This is a genomic window from Alteromonas abrolhosensis (genome assembly GCF_001953635.1).
GTDB lineage: Bacteria > Pseudomonadota > Gammaproteobacteria > Enterobacterales > Alteromonadaceae > Alteromonas > Alteromonas abrolhosensis.
This window is the reverse complement of sequence record NZ_MEJH01000014.1, coordinates 40,615-63,991: the sequence shown is the minus strand read 5'-3', so window position 1 is coordinate 63,991 and position 23,377 is coordinate 40,615. Positions and strand designations below refer to the sequence as shown.

The 23,377-nt window shown below is 43.8% G+C and carries 20 protein-coding genes; 12 read left to right on the top strand and 8 right to left on the bottom strand.

Annotated features, from left to right (window positions below; translation table 11 throughout):
• Positions 1-109: 109 nt before the first annotated feature.
• Together bcp and BGK61_RS16980 are read right to left on the bottom strand one after the other, a co-directional pair.
• Positions 110-574: a thioredoxin-dependent thiol peroxidase gene (bcp, locus tag BGK61_RS16985; RefSeq protein WP_076012463.1), complete on the bottom strand. Its 465-nt coding sequence runs from the start codon at positions 572-574 to the stop codon at positions 110-112.
• A complete protein-coding gene (locus BGK61_RS16980) occupies positions 552-1,115 on the bottom strand; it encodes a glycine cleavage system transcriptional repressor (RefSeq protein ID WP_014998515.1) in 564 nt (187 codons plus the stop codon). The genes bcp and BGK61_RS16980 overlap by 23 nt, the downstream gene beginning before the upstream one ends.
• Positions 1,116-1,293: 178 nt before the next feature.
• Between BGK61_RS16980 and dapA the strand changes: the two genes are divergently transcribed.
• The 6 genes from dapA to BGK61_RS16950 all read left to right on the top strand — a co-directional run bounded on the left by dapA (position 1,294) and on the right by BGK61_RS16950 (position 7,709).
• On the top strand, positions 1,294-2,178 hold the full coding sequence (dapA, locus tag BGK61_RS16975; RefSeq protein ID WP_014998514.1) for a 4-hydroxy-tetrahydrodipicolinate synthase: 885 nt from the start codon (positions 1,294-1,296) through the stop codon (positions 2,176-2,178).
• A gap of 12 nt (positions 2,179-2,190) precedes the next feature.
• Positions 2,191-3,294, top strand: coding sequence for an outer membrane protein assembly factor BamC (gene bamC / locus BGK61_RS16970; protein ID WP_014998513.1), 1,104 nt, complete (start codon positions 2,191-2,193; stop codon positions 3,292-3,294).
• A gap of 12 nt (positions 3,295-3,306) precedes the next feature.
• A complete protein-coding gene (gene purC, locus BGK61_RS16965; protein WP_076012462.1) occupies positions 3,307-4,020 on the top strand; it encodes a phosphoribosylaminoimidazolesuccinocarboxamide synthase in 714 nt (237 codons plus the stop codon).
• A 187-nt stretch (positions 4,021-4,207) separates the two neighbouring features.
• Complete coding sequence (locus BGK61_RS16960; protein WP_014998511.1) at positions 4,208-5,086, top strand: DMT family transporter; 879 nt, start codon at positions 4,208-4,210, stop codon at positions 5,084-5,086.
• A gap of 51 nt (positions 5,087-5,137) precedes the next feature.
• Positions 5,138-5,401 carry a GGDEF domain-containing protein gene (locus BGK61_RS19755; protein ID WP_324611850.1) on the top strand — a complete coding sequence of 88 codons (264 nt, stop codon included), beginning with the start codon at positions 5,138-5,140 and terminating at the stop codon, positions 5,399-5,401.
• A complete protein-coding gene (locus BGK61_RS16950; RefSeq protein WP_076012461.1) occupies positions 5,376-7,709 on the top strand; it encodes a sensor domain-containing phosphodiesterase in 2,334 nt (777 codons plus the stop codon). Before BGK61_RS19755 ends, BGK61_RS16950 begins: the two co-directional genes overlap by 26 nt.
• A 38-nt stretch (positions 7,710-7,747) precedes the next feature.
• On the opposite strand, the gene BGK61_RS16945 is transcribed toward BGK61_RS16950, so the two are convergent.
• The gene (locus BGK61_RS16945; protein WP_014998509.1) at positions 7,748-8,845 is read right to left on the bottom strand and encodes an NADH:flavin oxidoreductase; all 1,098 of its coding nucleotides are present in this window, start codon (positions 8,843-8,845) and stop codon (positions 7,748-7,750) included.
• 266 nt (positions 8,846-9,111) lie between these two features.
• Positions 9,112-9,468, bottom strand: a complete 357-nt coding sequence (locus BGK61_RS16940) for a hypothetical protein (protein ID WP_232298183.1) — start codon at positions 9,466-9,468, stop codon at positions 9,112-9,114.
• 228 nt (positions 9,469-9,696) lie between these two features.
• Here BGK61_RS16940 and BGK61_RS16935 point away from each other — a divergent pair, with 228 nt between their 5' ends.
• Complete coding sequence (locus BGK61_RS16935; protein ID WP_076012460.1) at positions 9,697-9,939, top strand: DUF2164 domain-containing protein; 243 nt, start codon at positions 9,697-9,699, stop codon at positions 9,937-9,939.
• A gap of 101 nt (positions 9,940-10,040) precedes the next feature.
• Here the strand turns inward: BGK61_RS16935 and yfaE are convergent, their stop codons facing one another.
• The 4 genes from yfaE to ubiG form a co-directional block, all read right to left on the bottom strand.
• Positions 10,041-10,313, bottom strand: coding sequence for a class I ribonucleotide reductase maintenance protein YfaE (yfaE, locus tag BGK61_RS16930; RefSeq protein WP_014998506.1), 273 nt, complete (start codon positions 10,311-10,313; stop codon positions 10,041-10,043).
• Positions 10,314-10,325: 12 nt separating this feature from the next.
• On the bottom strand, positions 10,326-11,456 hold the full coding sequence (gene nrdB, locus BGK61_RS16925) for a class Ia ribonucleoside-diphosphate reductase subunit beta (RefSeq protein ID WP_014998505.1): 1,131 nt from the start codon (positions 11,454-11,456) through the stop codon (positions 10,326-10,328).
• Positions 11,457-11,579: 123 nt separating this feature from the next.
• Positions 11,580-13,901: a class 1a ribonucleoside-diphosphate reductase subunit alpha gene (nrdA, locus tag BGK61_RS16920; RefSeq protein ID WP_014998504.1), complete on the bottom strand. Its 2,322-nt coding sequence runs from the start codon at positions 13,899-13,901 to the stop codon at positions 11,580-11,582.
• 554 nt (positions 13,902-14,455) lie between these two features.
• Positions 14,456-15,160, bottom strand: coding sequence for a bifunctional 2-polyprenyl-6-hydroxyphenol methylase/3-demethylubiquinol 3-O-methyltransferase UbiG (ubiG, locus tag BGK61_RS16915; RefSeq protein WP_076012459.1), 705 nt, complete (start codon positions 15,158-15,160; stop codon positions 14,456-14,458).
• Positions 15,161-15,462: 302 nt separating this feature from the next.
• Here ubiG and gyrA point away from each other — a divergent pair, with 302 nt between their 5' ends.
• From gyrA to rpsA, 5 genes are all read left to right on the top strand, one after another.
• On the top strand, positions 15,463-18,177 hold the full coding sequence (gyrA, locus tag BGK61_RS16910) for a DNA topoisomerase (ATP-hydrolyzing) subunit A (protein ID WP_076026116.1): 2,715 nt from the start codon (positions 15,463-15,465) through the stop codon (positions 18,175-18,177).
• A 144-nt stretch (positions 18,178-18,321) separates the two neighbouring features.
• Entirely contained in the window at positions 18,322-19,407 is a 1,086-nt protein-coding gene (gene serC / locus BGK61_RS16905) for a 3-phosphoserine/phosphohydroxythreonine transaminase (RefSeq protein WP_076011499.1), read from the top strand.
• 1 nt (position 19,408) lies between these two features.
• Positions 19,409-20,695, top strand: coding sequence for a 3-phosphoshikimate 1-carboxyvinyltransferase (gene aroA, locus BGK61_RS16900; protein WP_076011502.1), 1,287 nt, complete (start codon positions 19,409-19,411; stop codon positions 20,693-20,695).
• Positions 20,696-20,863: 168 nt separating this feature from the next.
• A complete protein-coding gene (gene cmk / locus BGK61_RS16895; RefSeq protein WP_014976668.1) occupies positions 20,864-21,535 on the top strand; it encodes a (d)CMP kinase in 672 nt (223 codons plus the stop codon).
• A 118-nt stretch (positions 21,536-21,653) separates the two neighbouring features.
• Positions 21,654-23,324, top strand: a complete 1,671-nt coding sequence (gene rpsA / locus BGK61_RS16890) for a 30S ribosomal protein S1 (RefSeq protein WP_014949642.1) — start codon at positions 21,654-21,656, stop codon at positions 23,322-23,324.
• Positions 23,325-23,377 lie beyond the last annotated feature (53 nt).

Below are 23,377 nucleotides of genomic sequence, written 5' to 3'. Positions count from 1 at the left end.
GATTAGATACCCAACCTAACTAGTTACGCGATATGAGCGGCAGTTACAGAACACAAAAAAGCCCCGAAAACACAAGGTTTTCGGGGCTTTTTTTTGAGTTACATCAGCATTAGCTGTTTAGGTAATCAAGAACCACAGTGTGATGTTCTTTTGTTTTAAACTTATTGAAGACGTGTTCGATAACGCCATTCTCGTCTACAAGGAATGTTTGACGATGAATTCCGTCATATTCTTTACCCATAAACTTTTTAGGGCCCCAAACGCCAAAGGCGTCGGCTACGGCGTGGTCCTCATCTGAAAGCAACGTAAAGTTTAGGTTTTCCTTTTCGATGAATTTCGGCAAGCGCTTAACCGCATCCGGGCTAATTCCAAGAACAACCACATTTTTCGCCGTTAGTTCTTCGTTTACATCGCGTAAACCCTGCGCCTGTACAGTGCAGCCTGGCGTCATCGCTTTAGGGTAAAAATAAACGAGTACTTTTTTACCCGCGTAATCAGTTAATGAAACAGTTTCATCGTTCTCGTTTTGCAATGAGAATTGTGGGGCTTTATCACCAGCTTGTAACGTTTTCATTGGGATCCTTTTTTTGTTTATCTACTACTTTGCCTGTCACATTTAACGAAGCGAACAGGGCCATTAGATCAGATTCTAATGCGTCTACATTTTCGTTAGAGGGGAGTGAAACAACAAATTTACAGCGCATATTGTCTTTCCCTGAAGCCTTATCTTTGAATGTGCGCTGTCTGAAAGCACTAATCATTGCATGACGTTCTGCAAAAAAACCAGTTACCGCTTTAATCAGGCCAGCTGCATCTTCACCGCTAAATTCAACGTTAAACAGGTGAGCCAGATTTTGCTTCTCGTGGTGGCTGGTGCGCTTCATCATTGACAGCAAATCAAGACGCTGAAAAAGTGCAGGCAAAATGCACTCTGCTTTTGTGATAGCGCTTTGGGTTCCCTCTATGATCATAGTTAATGAGAACTCTTTGCCATAGATGGCCTGTCTGCTATCTAGAATATTGCACTGAGCTTCTGATACCGTCGTTGCAATTTCGCTTAAAATGCCACTTTTGTCTGTCCCCAGAATAGTGACGATAAGTTGGTGTTTCGACATCTACTTCACTTCAATGTTAATAATGTCGGGATGTTAGCACAGAGTTTTTTTATAAGTCAGCGCCTTTTTCTTGCCTTTGAATAAGATATTGTCAAATTCTTGCCATTTTACTTGCGCTATTACTTGTGTTTAAGCACCGACATATTTACCATGTGCGCTCACATTTTTCGGAGAGATTATGTTTACTGGTAGTTACGTAGCACTCGTCACGCCGATGTTCGAAAACGGCGATATTGATTACAAGTCTTTAGAGAAACTTGTGAAGTTTCATGTAGAGCAGGGCACCCACGGAATAGTGTCGGTCGGAACTACTGGTGAGTCAGCAACGCTACCTTTCGATGAGCACATTGATGTGGTTAAAGAAACCGTTGCAATGGCATCGGGAGCAATTCCGGTAATTGCGGGTAGTGGCGCAAACTCTACGGCAGAGGCTATTTTTCTTACGGAGCAGTTAGGCTCTACAGGTATTGACGGTTTCTTAAGTGTTGTACCTTATTACAACAAGCCTCAACAAGCTGGCATGGTCGCACACTTCAATGCAATTGCAGACGCCAGCGACTTACCGGTTATTCTTTACAATGTACCTGGCCGTACTGTTGCCGATATGCTTCCTGAGACGGTAGCAAAACTAGCAACCCACAAAAATATCGTTGGTCTTAAAGACGCAACCGGTAATATCGCACGCCTTAAGGCTACTCAGCCATTGGTTCCAGATGACTTTGTACTACTAAGTGGCGACGACGGCTCAAGCTGCGAGTTTATGTGTGAAGGCGGCCACGGCGTTATCTCTGTTACCGCTAACATAGTGCCAAAAGCGATCGCGCAGATGTGTGAAGCTGCACTAGATAAGAATTTTGATAAATGTCGTGAGATTGATGAAACCATTAAGTTGCTTCATAGCGAGCTATTTATTGAGCCAAATCCAGTAATGCCTAAGTGGGCATTGTACAAAATGGGCATGATGGAAAGCGCAGTGATGCGATTACCTATGGTTTTACCGGAACTATCAAGCCAAAAACGTATCGAAGAACTACTAAAAAAATACGCATTGATTTCTGGTTAATAAGGAACACAGATGAAAAGAACGCTGGCTATAGCAAGTTCAGTAGCGATGGTTGCACTTGCAGGTTGTTCAAGCCAAATAGATAGAAAAACCGCGTCTGGCAGCTACGAATACTTAAAAACTAAAGAACAAGAAACGCTTAAAGTACCCTCTGACTTAGATGCACCTGCTTTTTCTCGTGATTTTACATTACCTGAGCTAGGCCAAGAGGCCGACCCGAAGCTAGTGGGCAAATCTTTGATGATTCGTTCGCCTGCGCTTGTTTTACCATTAGTAACTGGCTCTCACATTGAAGAGGGTAAAAGCTCAGCAACCATTTGGTTTGACCAAGTTGATGACAGCCAGCCATTAAGTCGAGCAATTTGGAATTCGCTTTTGAGCTTCCTTGATGAGCAAGGGATTGGTGTTGATAGCTTTAGTCCGGAAGAAAAAGTGCTGGTCACTGACTGGATGGTTATGACTAAAGAAATCGACGGGCCTTGGTATAGCTTTTCAGAAGAAGAAAGTGAAATTGGACGACGTTTTGAGTTTAGCTTAGACGTTAAGCCTCATGGCCGTAGCGCTGCGTTGACCGTGGAACTTAAAGACTACATGCAAACCTTGGGCAATGATGTGATTGCAGAGGTCTCTTCGATGGAAGAGCGCCGTGAAGAGGTAGAAGTCTTAAACCAGGTTATTGGTCATTATGAATATCAGATTCAACTAGCAGAAACGCGAAGAATTGCCCGTATCCGTCAGGGTATCAATACTGAAATGGGCTTTAATGCCGATGGTGATGCTGCATATATCGTAGACGCTAAATATGATGTAGCATGGCCAAGAATGCTGTTGGTACTGCGCAAGCTTGGTTTTGATGTTAAAGATTTAGATAAATCTAACGGCCTACTATTTATCACTTACAACGGTGAACAAGGTAGTTGGTGGGATGGTTTATTCTCAAGCGATAAAGAACTTCTTAAAAAGGGAGATTATCGTTTGAAAGTTGCAAGAGCGGGTGCAGATCGCACGTCAGTTACCTTCATGAACAATGAAAGTGTACCGTTTGAAGCAAATCAGGTTTCCGACCTTTACAGTGCATTTGCTGAGGTCATGTCAGAAGATAACCTTGATATATAACTGAGACTGAGAATGGAAAAACGCGACGAGCTTTACCGCGGTAAAGCAAAAACTGTTTATTACACTGATGATAGCGATAAATTAATTCTTCACTTTAGAAACGACACTTCGGCGTTCGACGGTGAAAAAATTGAGCAGCTTGATCGCAAAGGTGAAGTAAACAACAAGTTTAATCACTTTATTATGACAAAGCTTGAAGAAGCTGGCATTGCAACGCAAGTTGAAGCACTGGTTTCTGATACTGAGTCTTTGGTTAAGAAGCTCGACATGATTCCTGTTGAGTGTGTGGTGAGAAACTTATCTGCTGGCTCTTTAGTTCGCAGACTGGGTGTGGAAGAAGGCCAAGAGCTAAACCCACCTATTTTCGAGTTTTTCCTTAAAAACGACGCCCTTCATGACCCAATGGTAAATGACTACCATATTTTATCATTTGGTTGGGCGACTGAAGCTCAAATTGCTGAAATGAAAGCGCTGACGTTTAAAGTTAACAGTGTATTAAAAGCGCTGTTTGACGAAGCAGGCATGCTGCTTGTCGACTATAAACTTGAGTTTGGCGTTGATAAAGATGGCAACATTGTGTTGGGCGATGAATTTACACCAGACGGCTGTCGTTTATGGGATAAAGAAACCCGTAAAAAAATGGACAAAGACCGTTTCAGACAAGGTCTTGGCTCAGTTGTCGAGACATACATTGAAGTTGCTGAGCGTTTGGGCTTGTCGCTTTAATAATCTCATCTCTTAGATACTTGTTAAAAGAGGACCGTGATGGTCCTCTTTTTTGTTTATACATTCTTTCTTCACTTTTCACCTGTTAAATCATTACATTATCCGTGTGATAGTTTTCCTTACGGACTAAAACAGGATATGTTAGTGCTGTTGCTGGATATTGCATTTATACATAGGGAGTTTCAGGTTGTTGAAAACGTTTCTTTTGGTCGCTGTAGCGATGGGCGCTTTCGCTGCAAATTCCCTACTTTGTCGAATGGCACTTGCCAATACCGACATAGATCCAGCTAGTTTCACACTTTTACGCTTAACCAGCGGGGCGTTAGCGCTATTACTGTTATCTTCTTACTCTCTGCGTCGTGGCGTGAAAAGCGCGTCTTCTCAAAGCGTGTTTAAAGGGCTCAAAGCCAACGCAAGTGTGCTTGGTGGAATCGCTTTGTTTGTTTACGCTATCTGCTTCTCATTTGCCTATATATCTATGTCGACAGGGACTGGAGCGTTATTACTATTTGGCGCAGTTCAACTTACCATGATTACGGTAGGCTTAATAAACGGGGAACGATTTAACAGTCGGCAGTGGCTGGGTTTTGTTCTGGCGTTTATAGGTCTGGTAATTTTATTATTGCCCAGTGCATCAGCGCCTTCGTTACTTGCCGGTTCACTCATGGTTTTAGCTGGTATGGCATGGGGTGTCTATTCGCTGTTAGGTAAAAAAAGTAGCTCAGCCCTTATGTCTACCACTGGAAATTTCATTTACGCGTCTTTTTTGTGTGTTCCCCTAATAGGTGTTGTCTTGTTAGTGGGAGCAGACCAATTTGTATTAGATAAAGTAGGGATGTATTACGCGCTTGCATCAGGAATATTTGCCTCGGGCTGTGGATACGCAATTTGGTATCGTGCGCTTCCTCTTATCAAGTCGACCACCGCCGCAACTGTGCAACTAAGCGTACCTGTACTCGCTTCACTGATGGGATGGTTGGCGCTAGGCGAACAGTTTACAGCGCAAATAATGCTTGCTTCGGTAATGACGCTAGGGGGAATTTACCTAGTGATAAAGAAGGCATAGCATGGTTGCCATTGCTTATTGACCACATGTCGAGTTTAAGCCAGCCTCCAAATTAAGCGCACGAACCCATTAGATGTTAATAGAAAGTTTATTGATATCACAGTCAGTGCAGGTGTATCTTGTGTGAAAGAGCATCACGACACTGTTGAGTCAGCACTTTCAGAAGCCGACGACGCATTATACAAAGCCAAAAGAACGGCAGGAATAATGTTCAACTGGCCTGATAACGCTATTGAAATCGCGCGGAAGTCCGAGCGTAATTCGACCGAGTGTGATTTAGGAGCGAATTGTGCGCGCACCACCGATAATTTCTAATGAACATGAACGCGTTGCTGCACTCAAGCGACTGGGTGTGCTAGACACTCCGCCGGAAGAGCGTTTTGACCGTATAACGCGACTCGCCAGCAGCGTCTTTAATTGTAATTTCGCATCGATAACGCTTATTGACGAAAACAGGCAATGGTTTAAGTCTGCCGTTAATCTTGATATGGCCGAAACAAAGCGGGATGTGGCTTTTTGCGCTCACACTATTGCGCAAGACAAAACTTTAGTTGTGCCCGATACGCTTAACGATCCTCGGTTTGACAACAATCCCTACGTAGTTGGCCATCCTCATATTCGCTTTTATGCCGGTGTTAGACTGATGGTTGAAGGATTCCCAGTCGGTACACTGTGTGTATTTGACGATGCTGCAAAAACGCTTAATGACGCCCAAATACAACAGTTAGAAAACCTCGCGCAACTTGCTGAATCTGAACTTAAGAGGCAAGAATACAATGACCTTTCTCTTCAATTGGAAGAATACCAATATCGACTAGCCCAGACACAAAAAATTACACGTGTGAGGAGCGCAATTTTAGAAAAAGTGGTGAACGCAGAATCACTACATACCGTGCTTCATGACATTGTAAATGCTATTGAAGCTGAATATACAGACCAAATATGCAGCATTTTGTTGTTAGACGACGGAAAACTAAAGAAGGGGGCCGCTCCCTCGTTGCCTGATTTCTACAATGATGCAATTGATGGCGCTGAGTATGGTGTGGGCAGGGGATCCTGCGGTAATACCGCCGCAACGAATTTACCGACTATTGTCGAAGATATCAGTACACATCCTTATTGGGTTGAGTGGAAAGATTTAGCCTTGAGCGCGGGTGTACGCTCGTGTTGGTCGCAACCGATTCAGGGGTCAAACGGTGAGGTCATTGGTACCTTCGCCATCTATCACAGAGAAAAGGCTATACCGACGGCCGATGAAATGTTGCTAATTGAGCAGTTCGCGCATATTGCCAGCATTGCCATTGAAAGAGAGCTCGCAAACCAACTTATTTGGAGACAGGCAAATTTTGATTCGCTCACTGGGCTTCCCAATAGAAATCTTATGTTGGATCATTTGCAGCTGGCAATAAAAACCGCTGATAGAGACAATGAAAAGGTAGCAGTGATATTTTTAGATTTAGATAATTTTAAAGATATCAATGATACGCTTGGTCACGATATGGGCGACAAGCTTCTCATCGAGTGCGCTAAGCGAATAAAACAATGTTTGCGTTCAGATGACACCGTATCCAGGTTAGGTGGTGATGAATTCGTTATTATTCTGAACAGCATCAAAGGCTTGAGTTCTATCGAGCAGGTCATTCAGAAATTGCTTAGAACAATAGGTAAGCCTTACATATTAGAGTTAGAACGTGTGCATACTAGCGCAAGTTTAGGGGTTACGCTGTACCCTGACGATGCGAAAGACGTAAAAAGCCTCTTAAAGAATGCCGATCAAGCGATGTACGGTGCGAAAGACCAAGGAAAAAATAGTTACCAGTATTACACCCACGACATGCAAGCCGCAGCGATTAAGAGGATAACTCTATTAAATGACCTGCGATACGCTGTTAAAAACAATGAACTGTTCATTGAGTACCAGCCTATAGCGTGTTTCAGCAACCAGAAAGTAATGAAAGCTGAGGCACTGCTTAGGTGGCAGCACCCGAATAAAGGGCGGATAACCCCTGATGAATTCATTCCACTTGCAGAAGAGTCGGGTCTAATTATTGATATCAGTAATTGGGTCTTCAAAGAAGTGTGCTCTAACGTTCGTATTTGGAAGGAACGCTATCGAAAAGAGCTACAGGTAAGCATTAATACATCGCCTAGCCATTACTTTAATATGGAATCGAATATAACTCAGTGGCTAAATTTGCTTTTAGAGCAGCATATTTCTGCGCGCTCTATACTGCTAGAGGTCACAGAAAATTTATTGATGGAAGCTGATGAAACAGTATCAAAGAAGCTGTTTCAATTTAGGCAAGCTGGCGTTGATATCGCGCTAGACGATTTTGGAACAGGGTTTAGTTCCATTTCGTATTTAAAACGCTTTCCGACAGACCTTATCAAAATTGATAGAAGCTTTGTGAAGTCTATGACTGATGTCAGTAACGACAAGGTGTTATGCGAGGCCATTATTGTAATGGCAAAAAAACTCGGTATAAAGGTTGTGGCTGAAGGTGTAGAGACGCAAGAGCAATACGATATTTTAAAGAGTATGGGCTGTGATTACGCGCAAGGCTATTTGATTGCCGAGCCTCTGAGCAAAACTGACTTTGAGGCTTTCTGGCAAAAGCACTAGCACGGCTGGAACAGTGCTAGTGCTTGCAGAAATCCGCCCTAAGAAAGGGTTGCCAACGCTTTGCCTGAGTATTGCTCTAGTTCATCCGTCCGGTTCTCTTTTATCTTGTTCGCCCAATTAGGGTCTTGTAAAAGTGCCCGTCCCACTGCGACAAGATCGAACTCGCCGGCATCCAGCCTCTCTAGTAAGTCATCCACCGAACGAGTACTTGAATCCTGTCCTTTAAACGCACCGAAGAAGTCGTCATTTAGTCCTACCGACCCTACTGTAATGGTGGGCTTACCGGTAAGCTTTTTCGTCCAGCCAGCAAGATTCAAATTGCTACCCTCAAACTCGTTTTCCCAGTAACGGCGCTGAGAACAATGGAAAACGTCAACACCAGCTTCACTTAGAGGTAGTAAAAACTGCTCTAACTCCTGAGGGGAGTGGGCCAAGCGTGCGGTATAGTCTTGTTGTTTCCACTGTGAATAGCGAAGAATAATAGGGAAATCTGGGCCTGTAGCAGCGCGTATAGCCTTAATAATTTCGACAGCAAAACGCCCGCGGTTTTCCATGCTGCCTCCCCAACTATCACTTCTTTGGTTGGTGCCTTCCCAGAAAAACTGGTCGATTAAGTAACCGTGTGCGCCATGAATTTCTATTCCATCCATACCTATGGATTTAGCATCAGCTGCTGCTTGCGCAAAGGCCGCTATCACAGACTCAATGTGTTGCACTGTCATCGGTTCAGCACCTTGTTTTCCAGGTTTGAATAAACCCGAAGGTCCTGCACTTGGTAGGTCAGGAAAAGGCGCTTTTTCTGCAACCCTTGCCATACCTACGTGCCACAGCTGAGGCATAATTTTTCCACCTACACTGTGAACTTCATCTACTACGGTTTTCCATCCGCTTAAGGCTTGTTCGCCGTGGAATTGAGGAATATTGGCGTCCATTGTCGCAACGTTATCGTTAACCGTGGTGCCCTCAGTAATAATTAACCCTGTACCACCTTGCGCACGACGCTTGTAATAAGCCGCAACATCAGGTGTTGGAATACCGTTCGGTGAAAACTGGCGGGTCATAGGGGCCATAACGATACGGTTGGTTAATGAAAGATTGCCATGTGAGTAAGGCTTAAACAGGGCGTTAGTTGCCATCTTTTATTCCTGAAATTTATTTTGCGTTTGGGCCTTTTGGTAGTATCACCTACTAGGTAACTTACTGGCCTGACTAAAATACTTCCAACATCCAACGGGGTAAGAGATATTGAAATTGAAGAAAATCGAACGGCTTCTTTTCGCAAAACCGTTAAGTACATTTGATACTACTGTGGAAGACAGCTAAGTCAATTTTCAAATGCTGATAGTAGGCCATAAGTAACAGTTAACTGTAGAGCACTAGCGAAGTGCTCTAGACAAAATGCTCAATCGAGGATTTCGACAATTTCTCTTGTGGCTTGAATTAGTCTAACCACCTTGTTCTCAATGCGAACGGTAATGATACCGTCATCACCCATTGGGACTATTACTCTTCCATGATCGTAAATATCGTGATCCAAACGCTTGCCAACAATTAGTTTCTTTTCCCAACCTGGCGGTAGTTTGCCCGTGCGCTCATACTTCTTCTCTATGCCCGGAGGAAGTGTTTTGTCCTTTTGTGGGTGATTGGGGTTGGCATCTGCTGGTAGACTGTTTATTGTGAATGCACACGCTATACCTAGAAGCGGTAAAATTTTCATGGTTAACCTCTCGTCTTGTTGAATAGCGACCTTCTTTAGCATTAGCTCTGCCAGAGCGCTATTAGGGTAGAAGCATACAAAGCTCAACGTCCAGAGCTACTTCCATATGATACTCATTAAAAAATATAGCTGAGTGACGGATTTACTGCGAAAAACATACCAGCTAGAAAAAACTTTTTAGGTAAATAGCTCAATATAAATAATATAGGCATGTAATTCAAAATGTAATTTAAAATCATATGCTTAGATAAGAACGAAAGAGAGAATACAATGAGTGATATTGCATTTACACGAGAAGAGAAAGAAGTATTGGTCGCTAAATTGCAACAATATTTTGATGATGAATTAGGTATTGAACTGGGTCAGTTTGACGGTGACTTCTTGCTTGATTTCATTAGTAAAGAGATGGGTGCATCGTTTTACAACAAAGGAGTGAACGATGCGAGAACCGTTGTTGCGTCGCGTCTGCAAGTGATTGATGAAGAGTTGTACGCGATTGAAAAGATCCTTTAATGCAAGATTAGGTTTCTTCTTTCCGAAATCAGGCGCTAAAAACTGAAAAGATTTGCGGCAAAGCCATAGAGAATACGATATTTTCAGGCTTGAGTATGAAGTTAAAGAGGAACTTTTATTTTTAATGGGCATTTAGCCACGCAACAACATGGAAGAATCTCATCGTCGTCAATGAAGGCTAGGGGATCGGTAGTGTACTCAACTTCGCCTTCAATAAGTTTTGTTCGGCATGCACCACAAAAACCTTCACGGCAATGGTAGTGAATATGAACGTCCGCTTCTTCAAGGGCGTGTAAGAGGGTTTTATCTTGGGGGGCAATAATCGCCCCCACATCGACAACGTCGATGCGGAGTGATTTATCGTTACTACTCATTAAGCTGTAGTTTTACAGCTCAAAATCAGCAAAGTCGTCTTCGCTTACAGCAGAATCGATCTGTCCTACCAGATAAGAACTGATTTCAGACTCTTGAGGTGCCACCTGCACATTGTCTGAGTTCAGATAGTTGTTCATCCATGGAAGTGGATTACTGCTAACTTCAAATGGCGTGTCTAGGCCAATGGCAGACATACGCTGATTAGCAATATACTCGACGTATTGGCAAAGAATTTCTTTGTTCAGACCAATCATTGAACCGTTTTGGAACAAGTAGTCAGCCCACTGCTTTTCTTGCTCAACGGCGTTCATAAAGATAGCACGCGCTTCTTCTTTACATTCTTCTGCAATTTGCGCCATTTCAGGGTCATCTTTGCCCTTAGCCCACAAATTAAGGATATGCTGTGTTGAAGATAAGTGAAGGTTTTCGTCACGGGCAATCAAACGAATAATCTTAGAGTTACCTTCCATCAACTTACGTTCTGCAAATGCAAACGTACAGGCAAAAGACACGTAGAAACGGATTGCTTCCAGAGCATTCACCGAATTCATGCACAGGTAAAGCTTCTTCTTCAACTCGTACATGTTAACTGTGTATGCAGTGCCATTGATGGTGTGAATGCCTTCACCCTGAGTTTGCCAAAGCTGAGTGGCAAAAATAAGGTCGTCATAGTATTTAGAAATGTCAGCAGCACGGCGCTTAATTTCATCGTTTACTACGATATCTTCGAAGATTTCACTAGGATCTGAAAATAGGTTACGCAAAATGTGCGTGTATGAACGCGAATGGATAGTTTCAAAAAACGACCATGTTTCTACCCACGTTTCTAACTCTGGTAGTGAAATAATGGGCAAAAATGCGATGTTTGGACTGCGACCCTGTACCGAATCTAGCAGAGTTTGGTACTTAAGGTTCGAAATGAAGATATGTTTTTCTGGGTCGGTTAGTTTTTGAAAATCTACGCGATCTCGAGAAACATCAACTTCTTCTGGTCGCCAAAAAAAGCTAATTTGTTTCTCAATAAGCTTTTCGAAAATGGCATGCTTTTGCTGGTCGTAGCGTGCAACGTTCACGGGGTTACCGAAAAACATCGGCTCGATCAATGGATTAGTACTTTGCTGATTAAACGTAGTGTATTTCATGATGGCCTAACTAAAAACTTAATGATTAACGCGTATTATTGTTTGTGTTCTTGCTGCGAAACGTCAATGGCAAGCGCGAATACGTCCTTTCACGCACCTGCCATTTAAACAGAAGGGCGTGTATTAGATCTTACACGCACCGCCTGCACAATCATCATCTTCCTCTACAACCACTTCTTCTTGACGTGGCATAGGCTCACTCGCTTTAGCATCGAGTGCAGAGGTGTCTGACGCGCCGTCACGAGTGTTATGATAGTAAAGTGTTTTAACACCCAGTTTATACGTAGTAAGAAGGTCTTTAAGAAGAAGCTTCATTGGTACCTTGTTACCTTCGTAACGGCTTGGGTCATAGTTGGTATTCGCTGAGATAGTTTGGTCGATAAACTTCTGCATGATACCAACAAGTTGTAGGTAACCATCGTTTGAAGGAATATCCCAAAGTAGTTCGTATTGATCTCTTAGCGTTTCGTATTCAGGTACTACTTGCTTAAGAACCCCATCTTTACTCGACTTAATGCTGATAAAACCACGCGGTGGCTCAATACCGTTCGTCGCATTAGAAATTTGCGAAGACGTTTCTGATGGCATCAATGCTGATAGGGTAGAGTTACGCAGGCCGTGAGTTTTAATTTCTTCACGAAGCGAATCCCAGTCGTAATGAAGCGGTTCATTGCACACGCTATCAAGATCTTTCTTGTAGCTGTCAATTGGCATAATGCCTTGAGAATAAGTGGTTTCGTTGAACTTAGGACACGCACCTTTTTCTTTCGCAAGGTTGTTAGACGCTTTTAATAGGTAATACTGCATTGCTTCAAACGTGCGGTGTACCAGAGCATTAGCGCTGTGGTCAGAGTATTTAACGCCATTTTTAGCTAGGTAGTATGCAAAGTTGATAACACCTACGCCAAGCGTACGACGTCCCATTGTTGCGTTATATGCAGCAGGAACTGGGTAGTCTTGGTAATCAAGCAGGTTATCTAGGGCACGTACAGCAAGATCAGACAGCTCTTCAAACTCGTCAAGTGACTTAATTGCACCTAAGTTAAACGCAGATAATGTACAAAGTGCAATCTCACCATTTTCGTCATTAACGTGCTGTAGCGGCTTAGTAGGTAGCGCGATTTCAAGACACAAGTTACTTTGACGTACTGGTGCAACTTCCGGATTAAACGGGCTGTGCGTATTACAGTGGTCAACGTTTTGAAGATAAATACGACCTGTGCTTGCACGCTCTTGCATAAACAAGCTAAACAGTTCCATTGCTTTGATTTGCTTTTTACGGATGCTGTCGTCGTTTTCGTATTTAACGTATAGCTCTTCAAACTTCTCTTGATCAGCAAAGAATGCATCGTAAAGACCAGGAACGTCAGATGGGCTAAACAATGAAATGTAGCCATCTTTCATCATGCGTTGGTACATCAGTTTGTTGAACTGAACACCGTAATCTAGGTGACGTACACGGTTTTCTTCTACACCACGGTTGTTCTTAAGAACCAATAACGATTCTACTTCCATATGCCAGATAGGGTAGAACAGCGTAGCAGCACCGCCACGAACACCACCTTGTGAACAGCTTTTAACTGCAGTCTGGAAGTATTTATAGAAAGGAATACAACCAGTGTGGAACGCTTCACCACCACGAATAGGGCTACCTAGTGCACGAATGCGACCGGCATTTACACCGATACCCGCACGCTGGCTTACGTATTTAACAATGGCACTTGCCGTTGCATTGATTGAATCTAAGCTGTCGCCGGTTTCGATAAGTACACATGAACTAAATTGGCGAGTTGGCGTACGTACGCCAGCCATAATAGGTGTAGGCAATGACAGCTTGAATGTTGAAGCGGCATCGTAGAAGCGGCGAATGTAGTCCATACGCGTCGCTTTGTCGTAATTTGCGAAAAGGCATGCAGCCACTAAGATATATAGGAACTGTGCACTTTCGTAAATTTCACCAGTAACACGGTTTTGAACCAGATACTTACCTTCAAGTTGCTTAACTGCAGCGTAGCTGAAGTTCATGTCGCGCCAATGGTCGATATACGAGTCCATTTCAGCAAATTCTTCAGGCGTGTAGTCTTCAAGCAAGTGCTTGTCGTACTTGCCCATATCAACCATCTTTCCAACATGCTCAAGTAGGGCAGGCGGCTCAAATTGACCGTAGGCCTTTTTGCGAAGGTGGAAAATAGCCAAGCGCGCTGCCAGGTATTGATAATCTGGCGCATCGGTAGAGATTAGATCTGCCGCTGACTTGATCAAGGTTTCGTGGATTTCACTGGTATTGATACCGTCGTAGAACTGAATTTGTGCCTTGATTTCAACTTGTGAAACGGAAACGTTCTTAAGTCCTTTGGCTGCCCATGTGACGACTTTGTGGATTTTCTCTAAGTCGATGGACTCTTTTTCACCGTTGCGTTTGGTGACTAATAAGTTGTTATTCATGTTACTGGCCGTTTGTCTGTTAGCGCTTGATGCGTGGGCTATGAAGTACCCATTTTTCATTTTTTAATATATATAAGTGTAAATGCCATTACCTCAGTTGGCTCACGCCAGATAACAACACACACGAAAGCGGCCTAAACTGATACCGAAGAGTATAAAGTAGAGACTGCTCATTTAATTTTTTTCACTGCGTTTATATTTTCAGCGAGGTTGATGTCACAACCGGGAATTGGCATAAACCAGAACCCATTTTGCGATCTGTGCGATCCCTAAAATCTACGTTGGGATCACATGCTGAATTAAACACAAGATAGTGAGGTTTTAGTCTTAATGCAACCCAATATCTGGTGGTATTTCGAGCACTCAATCTGGCATGAAATTTATGTTAGTAACAACTAACTTTTTAGCGTTCTACAAGCGTAAAATATCTGGATTGCAAGCATTTTTAATTATTTCTTCGACATAAAAATTAATTTATTCTTAGAAAATAGTTTTTATATAAACACGATATATGGTGTTTAAAATATCGCCGCAACCCAATATATAGTGTTAAATTAATTTTGCGCTACTGTATATAGTAAGTAGTTAACGTCTACATTATCCGCAGAAAGGTAAAAACCTTGAGAAATTGGGTCCATGTGTAGACCGGTCATGTCTCGTGGCAGTAAACCAGCTTGATCTGTCATCGTCATAAGCTCAGACGGTTTAATGAACTTACTGTGATCGTGGGTGCCTTTGGGAACCAGTTTAAGGATATATTCTGCCCCAACGATCCCCATCAGGTATGACTTGAGATTTCGGTTAAGCGTAGAAAAGAAAACATGGCCACCAGGCTTAACCAATTTAGCACAGGCCATTACAACCGAAGCAGGGTCGGGTACATGTTCTAACATTTCCATACAGGTCACTACATCAAACTGACCCTCGTTCGCTTCTGCGAACGCTTCGGCAGTCGAGCATACGTAGTCAACTTTTACCCCTGATTCTAAACCGTGAAGCTTAGCCACTTCTAACGACGCTTCAGCCATATCCAAGCCAGTTACCGTGGCACCCGCACGAGCCATTGATTCCGCTAGAATACCTCCGCCACAGCCTATATCGACGACTTTCTTATCAAACAGGCCTTCGCTGTGTTGATTGATGAAGTCCAAACGAAGCGGGTTAATAAGGTGCAATGGTTTAAATTCACCTTCTGGATCCCACCAGCGAGAAGCGAGTTCAGAGAACTTATTGATTTCTTGTTGATCGACGTTCGTCATGAGTAAAACAATCCTTAATCTATCTCTTTTTAAGATATCGTAAATTAAGGTTATGTTTCACTGTTTTTAAACAGAAATAGGCAAATTATAAGAAGGGGTGAACGAAAAATAATCGCTTGCCTTTTAGTTGATTAATAAGCGTAATTAAGCGCTACATAATTCTGTCATCAAGTGGTACACTCGAAGCACGATTATGACCCACATAATAATAACAGTGCGCTCCCACGCCTTGTTTTCACAATGATGTGAAGCGAAGTGCTGGATAACGCAGAACAAACCAAGATAAAGGGATTAAGCAGTTTATGTCTGATAACGCTAAAGAAATCCTCCCCGTTAATATTGAGGAAGAGTTAAAGAACTCTTACCTTGATTACGCGATGAGCGTTATTGTCGGGCGAGCCTTGCCTGACGTAAGAGATGGCTTGAAGCCAGTGCACCGTCGTGTGCTGTTCGCAATGAACGAACTGAAAAACGACTTTAACAAGCCATACAAAAAATCTGCCCGTGTGGTAGGTGACGTAATTGGTAAATATCACCCTCACGGTGACTCTGCAGTTTACGACACTATTGTTCGTATGGCGCAACCGTTCTCACTTCGCTATATGCTAGTAGACGGTCAAGGTAACTTCGGATCGGTAGACGGCGACTCAGCTGCTGCGATGCGTTATACCGAAGTTCGTATGGCAAAAATTGCGCACGAATTACTCGCTGATTTAGATAAAGAAACCGTTGATTTCGTACCTAACTACGATGGTACAGAGCATATCCCTGAAGTATTGCCAACGAAGGTACCTAACCTTCTTGTTAATGGCTCGTCGGGTATCGCGGTTGGTATGGCGACGAATATTCCGCCACATAACCTCACCGAAGTAATCAACGGCTGCGTAGCATTAATTCAAGACCCATCTATTACCATCGATGACTTGATGACTTACATCCCAGGTCCAGATTTCCCAACGGCCGCAATGATCAGCGGGCGCAAGGGAATTGAAGATGCGTATCGCACAGGTCGCGGTAAAATTTATCTCCGTGCCAAAGCCGAAATTGAAACTGACAGCAACGGCAAAGAAACCATTGTTGTTAATGAGATCCCTTACCAGGTCAACAAAGCGCGTCTTATTGAAAAGATTGCTGAACTGGTAAAAGAAAAGCGTATCGAAGGCGTTTCTGCACTGCGTGACGAGTCTGATAAAGACGGTATGCGCATTGTTATTGAAGTTAAACGCAACGAATCTGCCGAAGTTTTGCTTAACCATCTATATGCTAATACCCAGCTTCAAACGGTGTTCGGTATTAACATGGTTGCGCTTGATAACGGTCAGCCTAAGGTATTCAACCTTAAAGAAACGTTAGAATGCTTTATTCTTCACCGTCGTGAAGTAGTAACACGTCGTACCGTTTTTGAATTACGTAAAGCCCGTGACCGTGCTCATATCCTTGAAGGTTTGGCAATCGCGCTTGCGAATATCGACCCAATTATTGAGTTGATTAAAGCATCGCAAAGCCCAGCAGACGCCAAGAAATCGCTTGTGGCACAAGGTTGGGACTTAGGCGACGTAGCGCAAATGCTTGAGCGCGCAGGCGATGACGCCGCACGTCCTGACTGGTTAATGCCAGAATTTGGTATTCGCGACGGCAAGTACTACCTTACTGAGCAGCAAGCGCAAGCTATTCTTGACCTTCGCTTACACAAGCTAACGGGCCTTGAGCACGAGAAGATCCTTGAAGAGTACAAGCAACTTCTAGAGATCATCGCAGAACTTCTTCACATCCTAAATAGCCCAGAGCGCTTGATGGAAGTAATTCAAGAAGAACTTGAAAAAGTACGTGATGAATTTGGTGATGAGCGTCGTACTGAAATTACGGCAGCAAGTCACGATATTGATATTGAAGATCTCATTGAGCAAGAAGATGTTGTTGTAACGCTTTCTCGCGAAGGTTATGTGAAATATCAAAAGCTTACAGACTACGAAGCGCAGCGTCGTGGTGGCCGTGGTAAATCAGCAACCAAGATGAAAGATGAAGATTTCATCGAAAGGTTACTGGTAGCGAATACCCACGATCACATTTTGTGTTTCTCTACCCGTGGTCGCTTGTATTGGTTAAAAGTGTATCAATTGCCGTTTGCTAGCCGAAATGCGCGCGGACGTCCAATAGTTAACATTTTACCGCTTGAAGAAAACGAGCGTATTACCGCCATTCTTCCTATTAAAGAATTTGAAGAAGGTAAATTCGTACTAATGGCAACGGCTAACGGTACAGTGAAAAAGACTGACCTAAGCCTATATTCACGTCCACGTTCAAGCGGTATTATCGCAGTGAACCTTAATGAAGGCGATGAATTGATTGGTGTTGATATTACCCACGGTGATGACGACATCATGCTGTTCTCTGATGCAGGTAAAGTAGTTCGCTTTAATGAAAAACTACGCGATAGCGAAACCGGTGAAGTGAAGCGCGACCCAGAAACAGGTGAAGAGCTTCTAGCACTTCGTCCAATGGGACGAACGGCAACAGGTGTTCGCGGTATTAGACTGCAAGATGGTCAAAAAGTGGTATCACTTATTGTTCCAAAAGGCGATGGTCCAATCCTGACAGCTACAGAGAACGGTTTTGGTAAGCGTACCCCGCTAGAAGATTACCCTGCGAAGAGCCGTGCGACACAAGGTGTTGTATCAATTAAGGTATCTGAGCGTAACGGTAAAGTGGTTGGTGCGGTTCAAGTAGACGAAACCAACGAAATTATGCTTATTAGTGACCAAGGCACACTGGTTCGTACCCGTGTAAGCGAAGTGTCAGTAGTCGGCCGTAACACTCAAGGTGTTCGCCTAATACGTACAGTAGAAGGTGAGCATGTTGTAGGGTTACAACGCATTGAAGAAGTGGAAGAGTTACAGGAATTCGACGAAGACGGTAACCCAATCATTTCAGACGATGTGCCAGAACAAGCAGAAACTGCTGTTCAAGAGCAAGAAAACACCGCAGAAGACGGTGACGGCTCAACGACAGAAGAGTAGGGATGAAGCGCAGGCGTAACACCTTGCGCATTATCAGTGTTCTTTTAAACAAGCGGCTTTTGCCGCTTGTTTACCTAATAGACCCACAAAATGTAAAAATAACGTGGGTTAAACGGTAATTATCTACAGGTGTTGAAAAGCGCGATGAAAGAGGTTTTTAACTTTAGTGCAGGCCCCGCCATGCTTCCAAAAGAAGTAATGGAAAAGGCACAATCAGAATTTACAAATTGGCGCGACCTAGGCTGCTCTGTAATGGAAGTGAGCCACCGTGGCAAAGACTTCATTGAGATAGCCGCAAAAGCAGAACAGGACTTACGCGACCTACTATCTATTCCGTCAAACTATCATGTTCTATTTACACATGGTGGTGGTCGCGGGCAATTTGCAGCCGTTCCGCTGAACTTATCAAGCTCTGATGATACCAGTCTTCACTTAGTCAGTGGTTCTTGGTCAAAAGGCGCGGTAGAAGAAGCTAGCAAGTACAATAATGCGAAGGTAGTGGGGGAAGTATCTGAAAAAGATGGACTTCATTATATTGCGCAGCCTCAGTTGAGTGATATTGATCAATCTGCCGCGTATTACCATTTCTGTCCAAATGAAACTGTTGACGGAATTGCTTTCGATTGGCTACCTGAGTCGGGCAAGGTTCCGCTGGTTTCTGATATGTCGTCGACCATATTGTCTCAGCCGTTAGATGTAGCAAAGCACGGCGTCATTTACGCTGGTGCACAGAAAAATATTGGTCCAAGTGGTTTGTCAGTAGTTATTGTGCGTGAAGACCTAGTTGGCAAAGCACGTAAAGAAACGCCCTCTATCTTCGATTATGCACTAGCTGCAAAGTCTGACTCTATGTACAACACACCGCCAACGTTTTCATGGTATTTGGCTGGCCTTGTATTTGAATGGCTTAAAGATATGGGCGGTGTTGATGCTATGGCGAAACGCAATGCGGAAAAGGCAGCGTTATTGTATTCAGCTATTGATAGCTCTGATTTTTACTCAAGTAAAGTCCACCCTGACAACCGATCAAAAATGAACGTGCCGTTTCATTTAGCCAATGCTGAACTTGACGGATTGTTCCTTAAACAGTCGCAAGAAGCAGGGTTACTTGCTCTTAAAGGGCATCGTTCAGTTGGGGGCATGCGTGCCAGTATTTATAATGCAATGCCAGTAGAAGGCATTGTTGCGCTAGTTGAATTTATGCGCGAATTTGAAAGAGTGAATGGATAAAATGGAGCAGTTAACATTAGACCCGATTGCAAAAGTATCGGGAGAGGTCAATGTACCTGGCTCAAAAAGTCTGTCTAACCGCGCACTTCTGCTTGCCGCGTTAGCTGAAGGTGAAACTGAATTAACCAACTTGCTTGATAGCGAAGATATTGAGCACATGTTAAATGCACTAACTAAATTAGGCATAAACTATCGCCTTAGCGAAGACAAAACACAATGCGTTGTGCAAGGTAACGGTGGTGCATTTAACGTAGCAGAGCCACTTGAGCTTTTCTTGGGTAATGCGGGTACAGCAATGCGACCTTTGTGCGCTGCACTTGCTGCAAGTAACGTTGATACGGTACTTACCGGTGAGCCGCGCATGGAAGAGCGTCCAATTGGCGACTTAGTCGATGCGCTACGCGAAGCCGATGCTGAAGTAACTTACCTTAAAAATGAAGGTTACCCGCCGCTACAAATTAAAGGTAAGACTTTAAACGGCGGTGAAATGTCGGTAGACGGCAGTGTATCTAGCCAGTTCTTAACCGCGCTCTTAATGGCTGCTCCGCTCTTTTCTGGTGATGTGACTATTCGCATTAAGGGCGAATTGGTCTCTAAGCCCTATATTGATATCACGCTAGATACCATGGCTAAGTTTGGTGTTACTGTCGAAAACGACAGCTACCAGACGTTTACGGTTTCTGCTGATGCTAAGTATGTTGCACCGGGCAAATTTATGGTTGAAGGCGATGCATCGTCAGCATCTTACTTCCTTGCAGCCGGTGCCATTAAAGGTGGTACGGTACGCGTAACCGGTATTGGACAAAACAGTATTCAAGGTGACATTCGCTTTGCCGATGTGCTTGAGGCCATGGGCGCGAAAGTCGTGTGGAACGATGAATATGTTGAAGTAACCGGTGCGCCACTTAAAGGCGTAAACATGGATATGAACCATATTCCTGATGCAGCCATGACCATTGCTACAACGGCCTTGTTTGCTGAAGGTCCAACAACCATGACCAACATCTATAACTGGCGCGTGAAAGAAACTGACCGACTTGCGGCAATGGCGACTGAACTTCAAAAGTTAGGCGCGAAAGTGGAAGAAGGGCACGACTACATAAAAGTGTGGCCAACAGACTCGCTCAAACACGCAGAGATAGATACTTACAACGACCACCGTATTGCCATGTGTTTCTCGCTTGTTGCATTAAGCGATACGCCGGTCACGATAAATGACCCGGGTTGTACACGTAAAACTTTTCCAGACTACTTTACCCGCTTTAAAACCCTTTATAGCAATCAGTAAAGTGTGGCAACGACCTTGCGTAATCGTGTAAGGTCTTGGTTACATAACGCGTAACCGCGCCATATTTATCCAAATGTAGAATGCCACCGCTTGTAGGTGGCATTGCTTATCTTGAACTAAAGCGTATAATTGCGCGCGATTTTTAGTAATTTAAACGATGGAGCAGGTATGCATTCCACACCCGTAGTCACGGTCGACGGTCCTAGTGGTGCTGGTAAAGGTACGTTAAGTAGCTTATTGGCAAAGAAATTAGGGTGGCACTTTCTAGATAGCGGCGCAATTTACCGCGTATTAGCAGTTGCTGCACTTCACCACGACCTTCCGTGTGATGATGAAGAATGTGTTGTTCCTCTAGCAACCGGTCTTGATGTTAGTTTCGAGACGAATGGCGATACCACTCGCATTATATTAGAAGGCGAAGACGTTACTGACGATATTCGCACTGAAGAAGTCGGTGCGGTGGCATCTAAAGTTGCGGCATTACCCCGTGTGCGCGAAGCATTACTTCGCAGACAGCGCGCTTTCCAACAAGATCCTGGTCTTGTTGCTGACGGTCGCGACATGGGTACAGTGGTATTTCCTGACGCACCTGTAAAGATTTTCCTTACAGCAAGCGCAGAAGCCCGTGCTGAACGCCGTTATAGCCAGTTGAAAGCAAAGGGCATGGATGTTAATATTGCGCGCCTTTTAACCGATATTAAGGCGAGAGACGAGCGTGATACACAACGTGCAGTGGCTCCTTTGGTACCGGCACAAGATGCAGTAATTATAGATTCAACGGACTTGGATATTGACCAAGTCTTTGAAAAAGCGATGGATATTATTTCCTCACGCCTTTAATGACGAGAGCTGATCGCATCCAAAGCAGTGTTGCTACAGGAAGTGGCGACTAATTTTAATAACCCCGCGTTATCCGGATAAGAAGCGTGGATATCAACTTAAAAGTTATTTGAGACTTATGACTGAAAATTTTGCACAACTTTTTGAAGAAAGCTTACAAGAACTAGAAACACGTCCTGGTTCAATTGTAAAAGGTACTGTTGTTTCTATCGACAAAGACATCGTTCTTGTTGATGCAGGCTTGAAATCAGAAAGTGCTATCCCAGCTGACCAATTCAAAAACGCTGAAGGCGAACTAGAAATCGCTATCGGTGACCAAGTAGACGTAGCACTAGATGCAGTTGAAGATGGTTTCGGTGAAACTATCCTTTCTCGCGAAAAAGCGAAGCGTCACGAAGCGTGGGTTGAGCTGGAAAAAGCTTACGAAGATAAAGCTACAATTAAAGGCGTTATCAACGGTAAAGTTAAAGGCGGTTTCACTGTTGAAGTTAACAGTGTACGCGCGTTCCTTCCTGGTTCACTAGTAGACGTACGCCCTGTACGTGACACTACGCACCTTGAAGGCAAAGAGCTTGAGTTTAAAGTTATCAAGCTTGACGCTAAGCGTAACAACGTTGTTGTTTCTCGTCGTGCAGTTATCGAAGCAGAAAGCAGCGCAGAGCGCGAAACGCTTCTTGCTAACCTTGAAGAAGGTCATGAAATCAAGGGTATCGTTAAGAACCTTACCGATTACGGTGCGTTCGTTGACCTTGGTGGCGTAGACGGTCTTCTACACATCACTGATATGGCTTGGAAGCGCGTTAAGCACCCAAGTGAAATCGTGAATGTTGGTGACGAAATCAACGTTAAAGTACTTAAGTTCGACAAAGAGAAGCAACGTGTTTCTCTTGGTATGAAGCAAATGGGCAACGATCCATGGCAAGAAATTGCTTCTCGTTACCCAGAAGGTACTAAGATCAACGGTCAGGTTACTAACCTTACTGACTACGGCTGCTTCGTTGAAATCGAAGACGGCGTTGAAGGTCTTGTACACGTTTCTGAAATGGACTGGACTAACAAGAACATCCACCCATCTAAAGTTGTTAACCTAGGTGACACTGTAGATGTAATGGTTCTTGAAATTGACGAAGAGCGTCGTCGTATTTCTCTAGGTCTTAAGCAGTGCATCGCTAACCCTTGGGAAACGTTTGCTGAGTCACACGAAAAAGGTGACAAAGTGTCTGGTAAGATCAAGTCAATCACTGACTTCGGTATCTTCATCGGTCTTGACGGCGGCATCGACGGTCTAGTTCACCTTTCTGACATCAGCTGGAACAAGTCTGGTGAAGACGCGGTTCGCGACTACAAGAAAGGCGACGAAATCTCTGCAGTTGTACTACAAGTCGACCCAGAGCGTGAGCGTATCTCTCTTGGCGTTAAGCAAATCGAAGAAGATCCTTTCAACAAGTATCTGACAGATAACAAGAAAGGTGCTATCGTTACTGGTACAGTAACAGCAGTTGATGCGAAAGGCGTTACTGTAAACCTAGCTGAAGAAGTTGACGGCTACATCCGCGTTGCAGATCTTGCTGTAGAGCGTGTTGAAGACGCGACAGAAGTAGCAAGCGTTGGTGATAGCATCGAAGCGAAGTTCATGGGCGTTGACCGTAAGAACCGCACTGTTAACCTATCTGTTAAAGCGAAAGATCAGGCTGACGAAAAAGAAGCTATCGATAAAGTTAACCAGCAAGAAGATGTTGGTTTCGCTAACGCGATGGCAGAAGCATTTAAAGCTGCTAAAGGCGAATAATGCTTTTGTGGGTGTGCATCTGCACACCCAATTCGCGATAGCTGTTTAAACAA

Coding starts and splice junctions, on each gene's coding strand:
- bcp (WP_076012463.1), bottom strand. CDS start 574: ATGAAAACGTTACAAGCTGGTGATAAAGCCCCACAATTCTCATTGCAA.
- BGK61_RS16980 (WP_014998515.1), bottom strand. CDS start 1,115: ATGTCGAAACACCAACTTATCGTCACTATTCTGGGGACAGACAAAAGT.
- dapA (WP_014998514.1), top strand. CDS start 1,294: ATGTTTACTGGTAGTTACGTAGCACTCGTCACGCCGATGTTCGAAAAC.
- bamC (WP_014998513.1), top strand. CDS start 2,191: ATGAAAAGAACGCTGGCTATAGCAAGTTCAGTAGCGATGGTTGCACTT.
- purC (WP_076012462.1), top strand. CDS start 3,307: ATGGAAAAACGCGACGAGCTTTACCGCGGTAAAGCAAAAACTGTTTAT.
- BGK61_RS16945 (WP_014998509.1), bottom strand. CDS start 8,845: ATGGCAACTAACGCCCTGTTTAAGCCTTACTCACATGGCAATCTTTCA.
- BGK61_RS16940 (WP_232298183.1), bottom strand. CDS start 9,468: ATGCTAAAGAAGGTCGCTATTCAACAAGACGAGAGGTTAACCATGAAA.
- BGK61_RS16935 (WP_076012460.1), top strand. CDS start 9,697: ATGAGTGATATTGCATTTACACGAGAAGAGAAAGAAGTATTGGTCGCT.
- yfaE (WP_014998506.1), bottom strand. CDS start 10,313: ATGAGTAGTAACGATAAATCACTCCGCATCGACGTTGTCGATGTGGGG.
- nrdB (WP_014998505.1), bottom strand. CDS start 11,456: ATGAAATACACTACGTTTAATCAGCAAAGTACTAATCCATTGATCGAG.
- nrdA (WP_014998504.1), bottom strand. CDS start 13,901: ATGAATAACAACTTATTAGTCACCAAACGCAACGGTGAAAAAGAGTCC.
- ubiG (WP_076012459.1), bottom strand. CDS start 15,160: ATGACGAACGTCGATCAACAAGAAATCAATAAGTTCTCTGAACTCGCT.
- gyrA (WP_076026116.1), top strand. CDS start 15,463: ATGTCTGATAACGCTAAAGAAATCCTCCCCGTTAATATTGAGGAAGAG.
- serC (WP_076011499.1), top strand. CDS start 18,322: ATGAAAGAGGTTTTTAACTTTAGTGCAGGCCCCGCCATGCTTCCAAAA.
- aroA (WP_076011502.1), top strand. CDS start 19,409: ATGGAGCAGTTAACATTAGACCCGATTGCAAAAGTATCGGGAGAGGTC.
- cmk (WP_014976668.1), top strand. CDS start 20,864: ATGCATTCCACACCCGTAGTCACGGTCGACGGTCCTAGTGGTGCTGGT.
- rpsA (WP_014949642.1), top strand. CDS start 21,654: ATGACTGAAAATTTTGCACAACTTTTTGAAGAAAGCTTACAAGAACTA.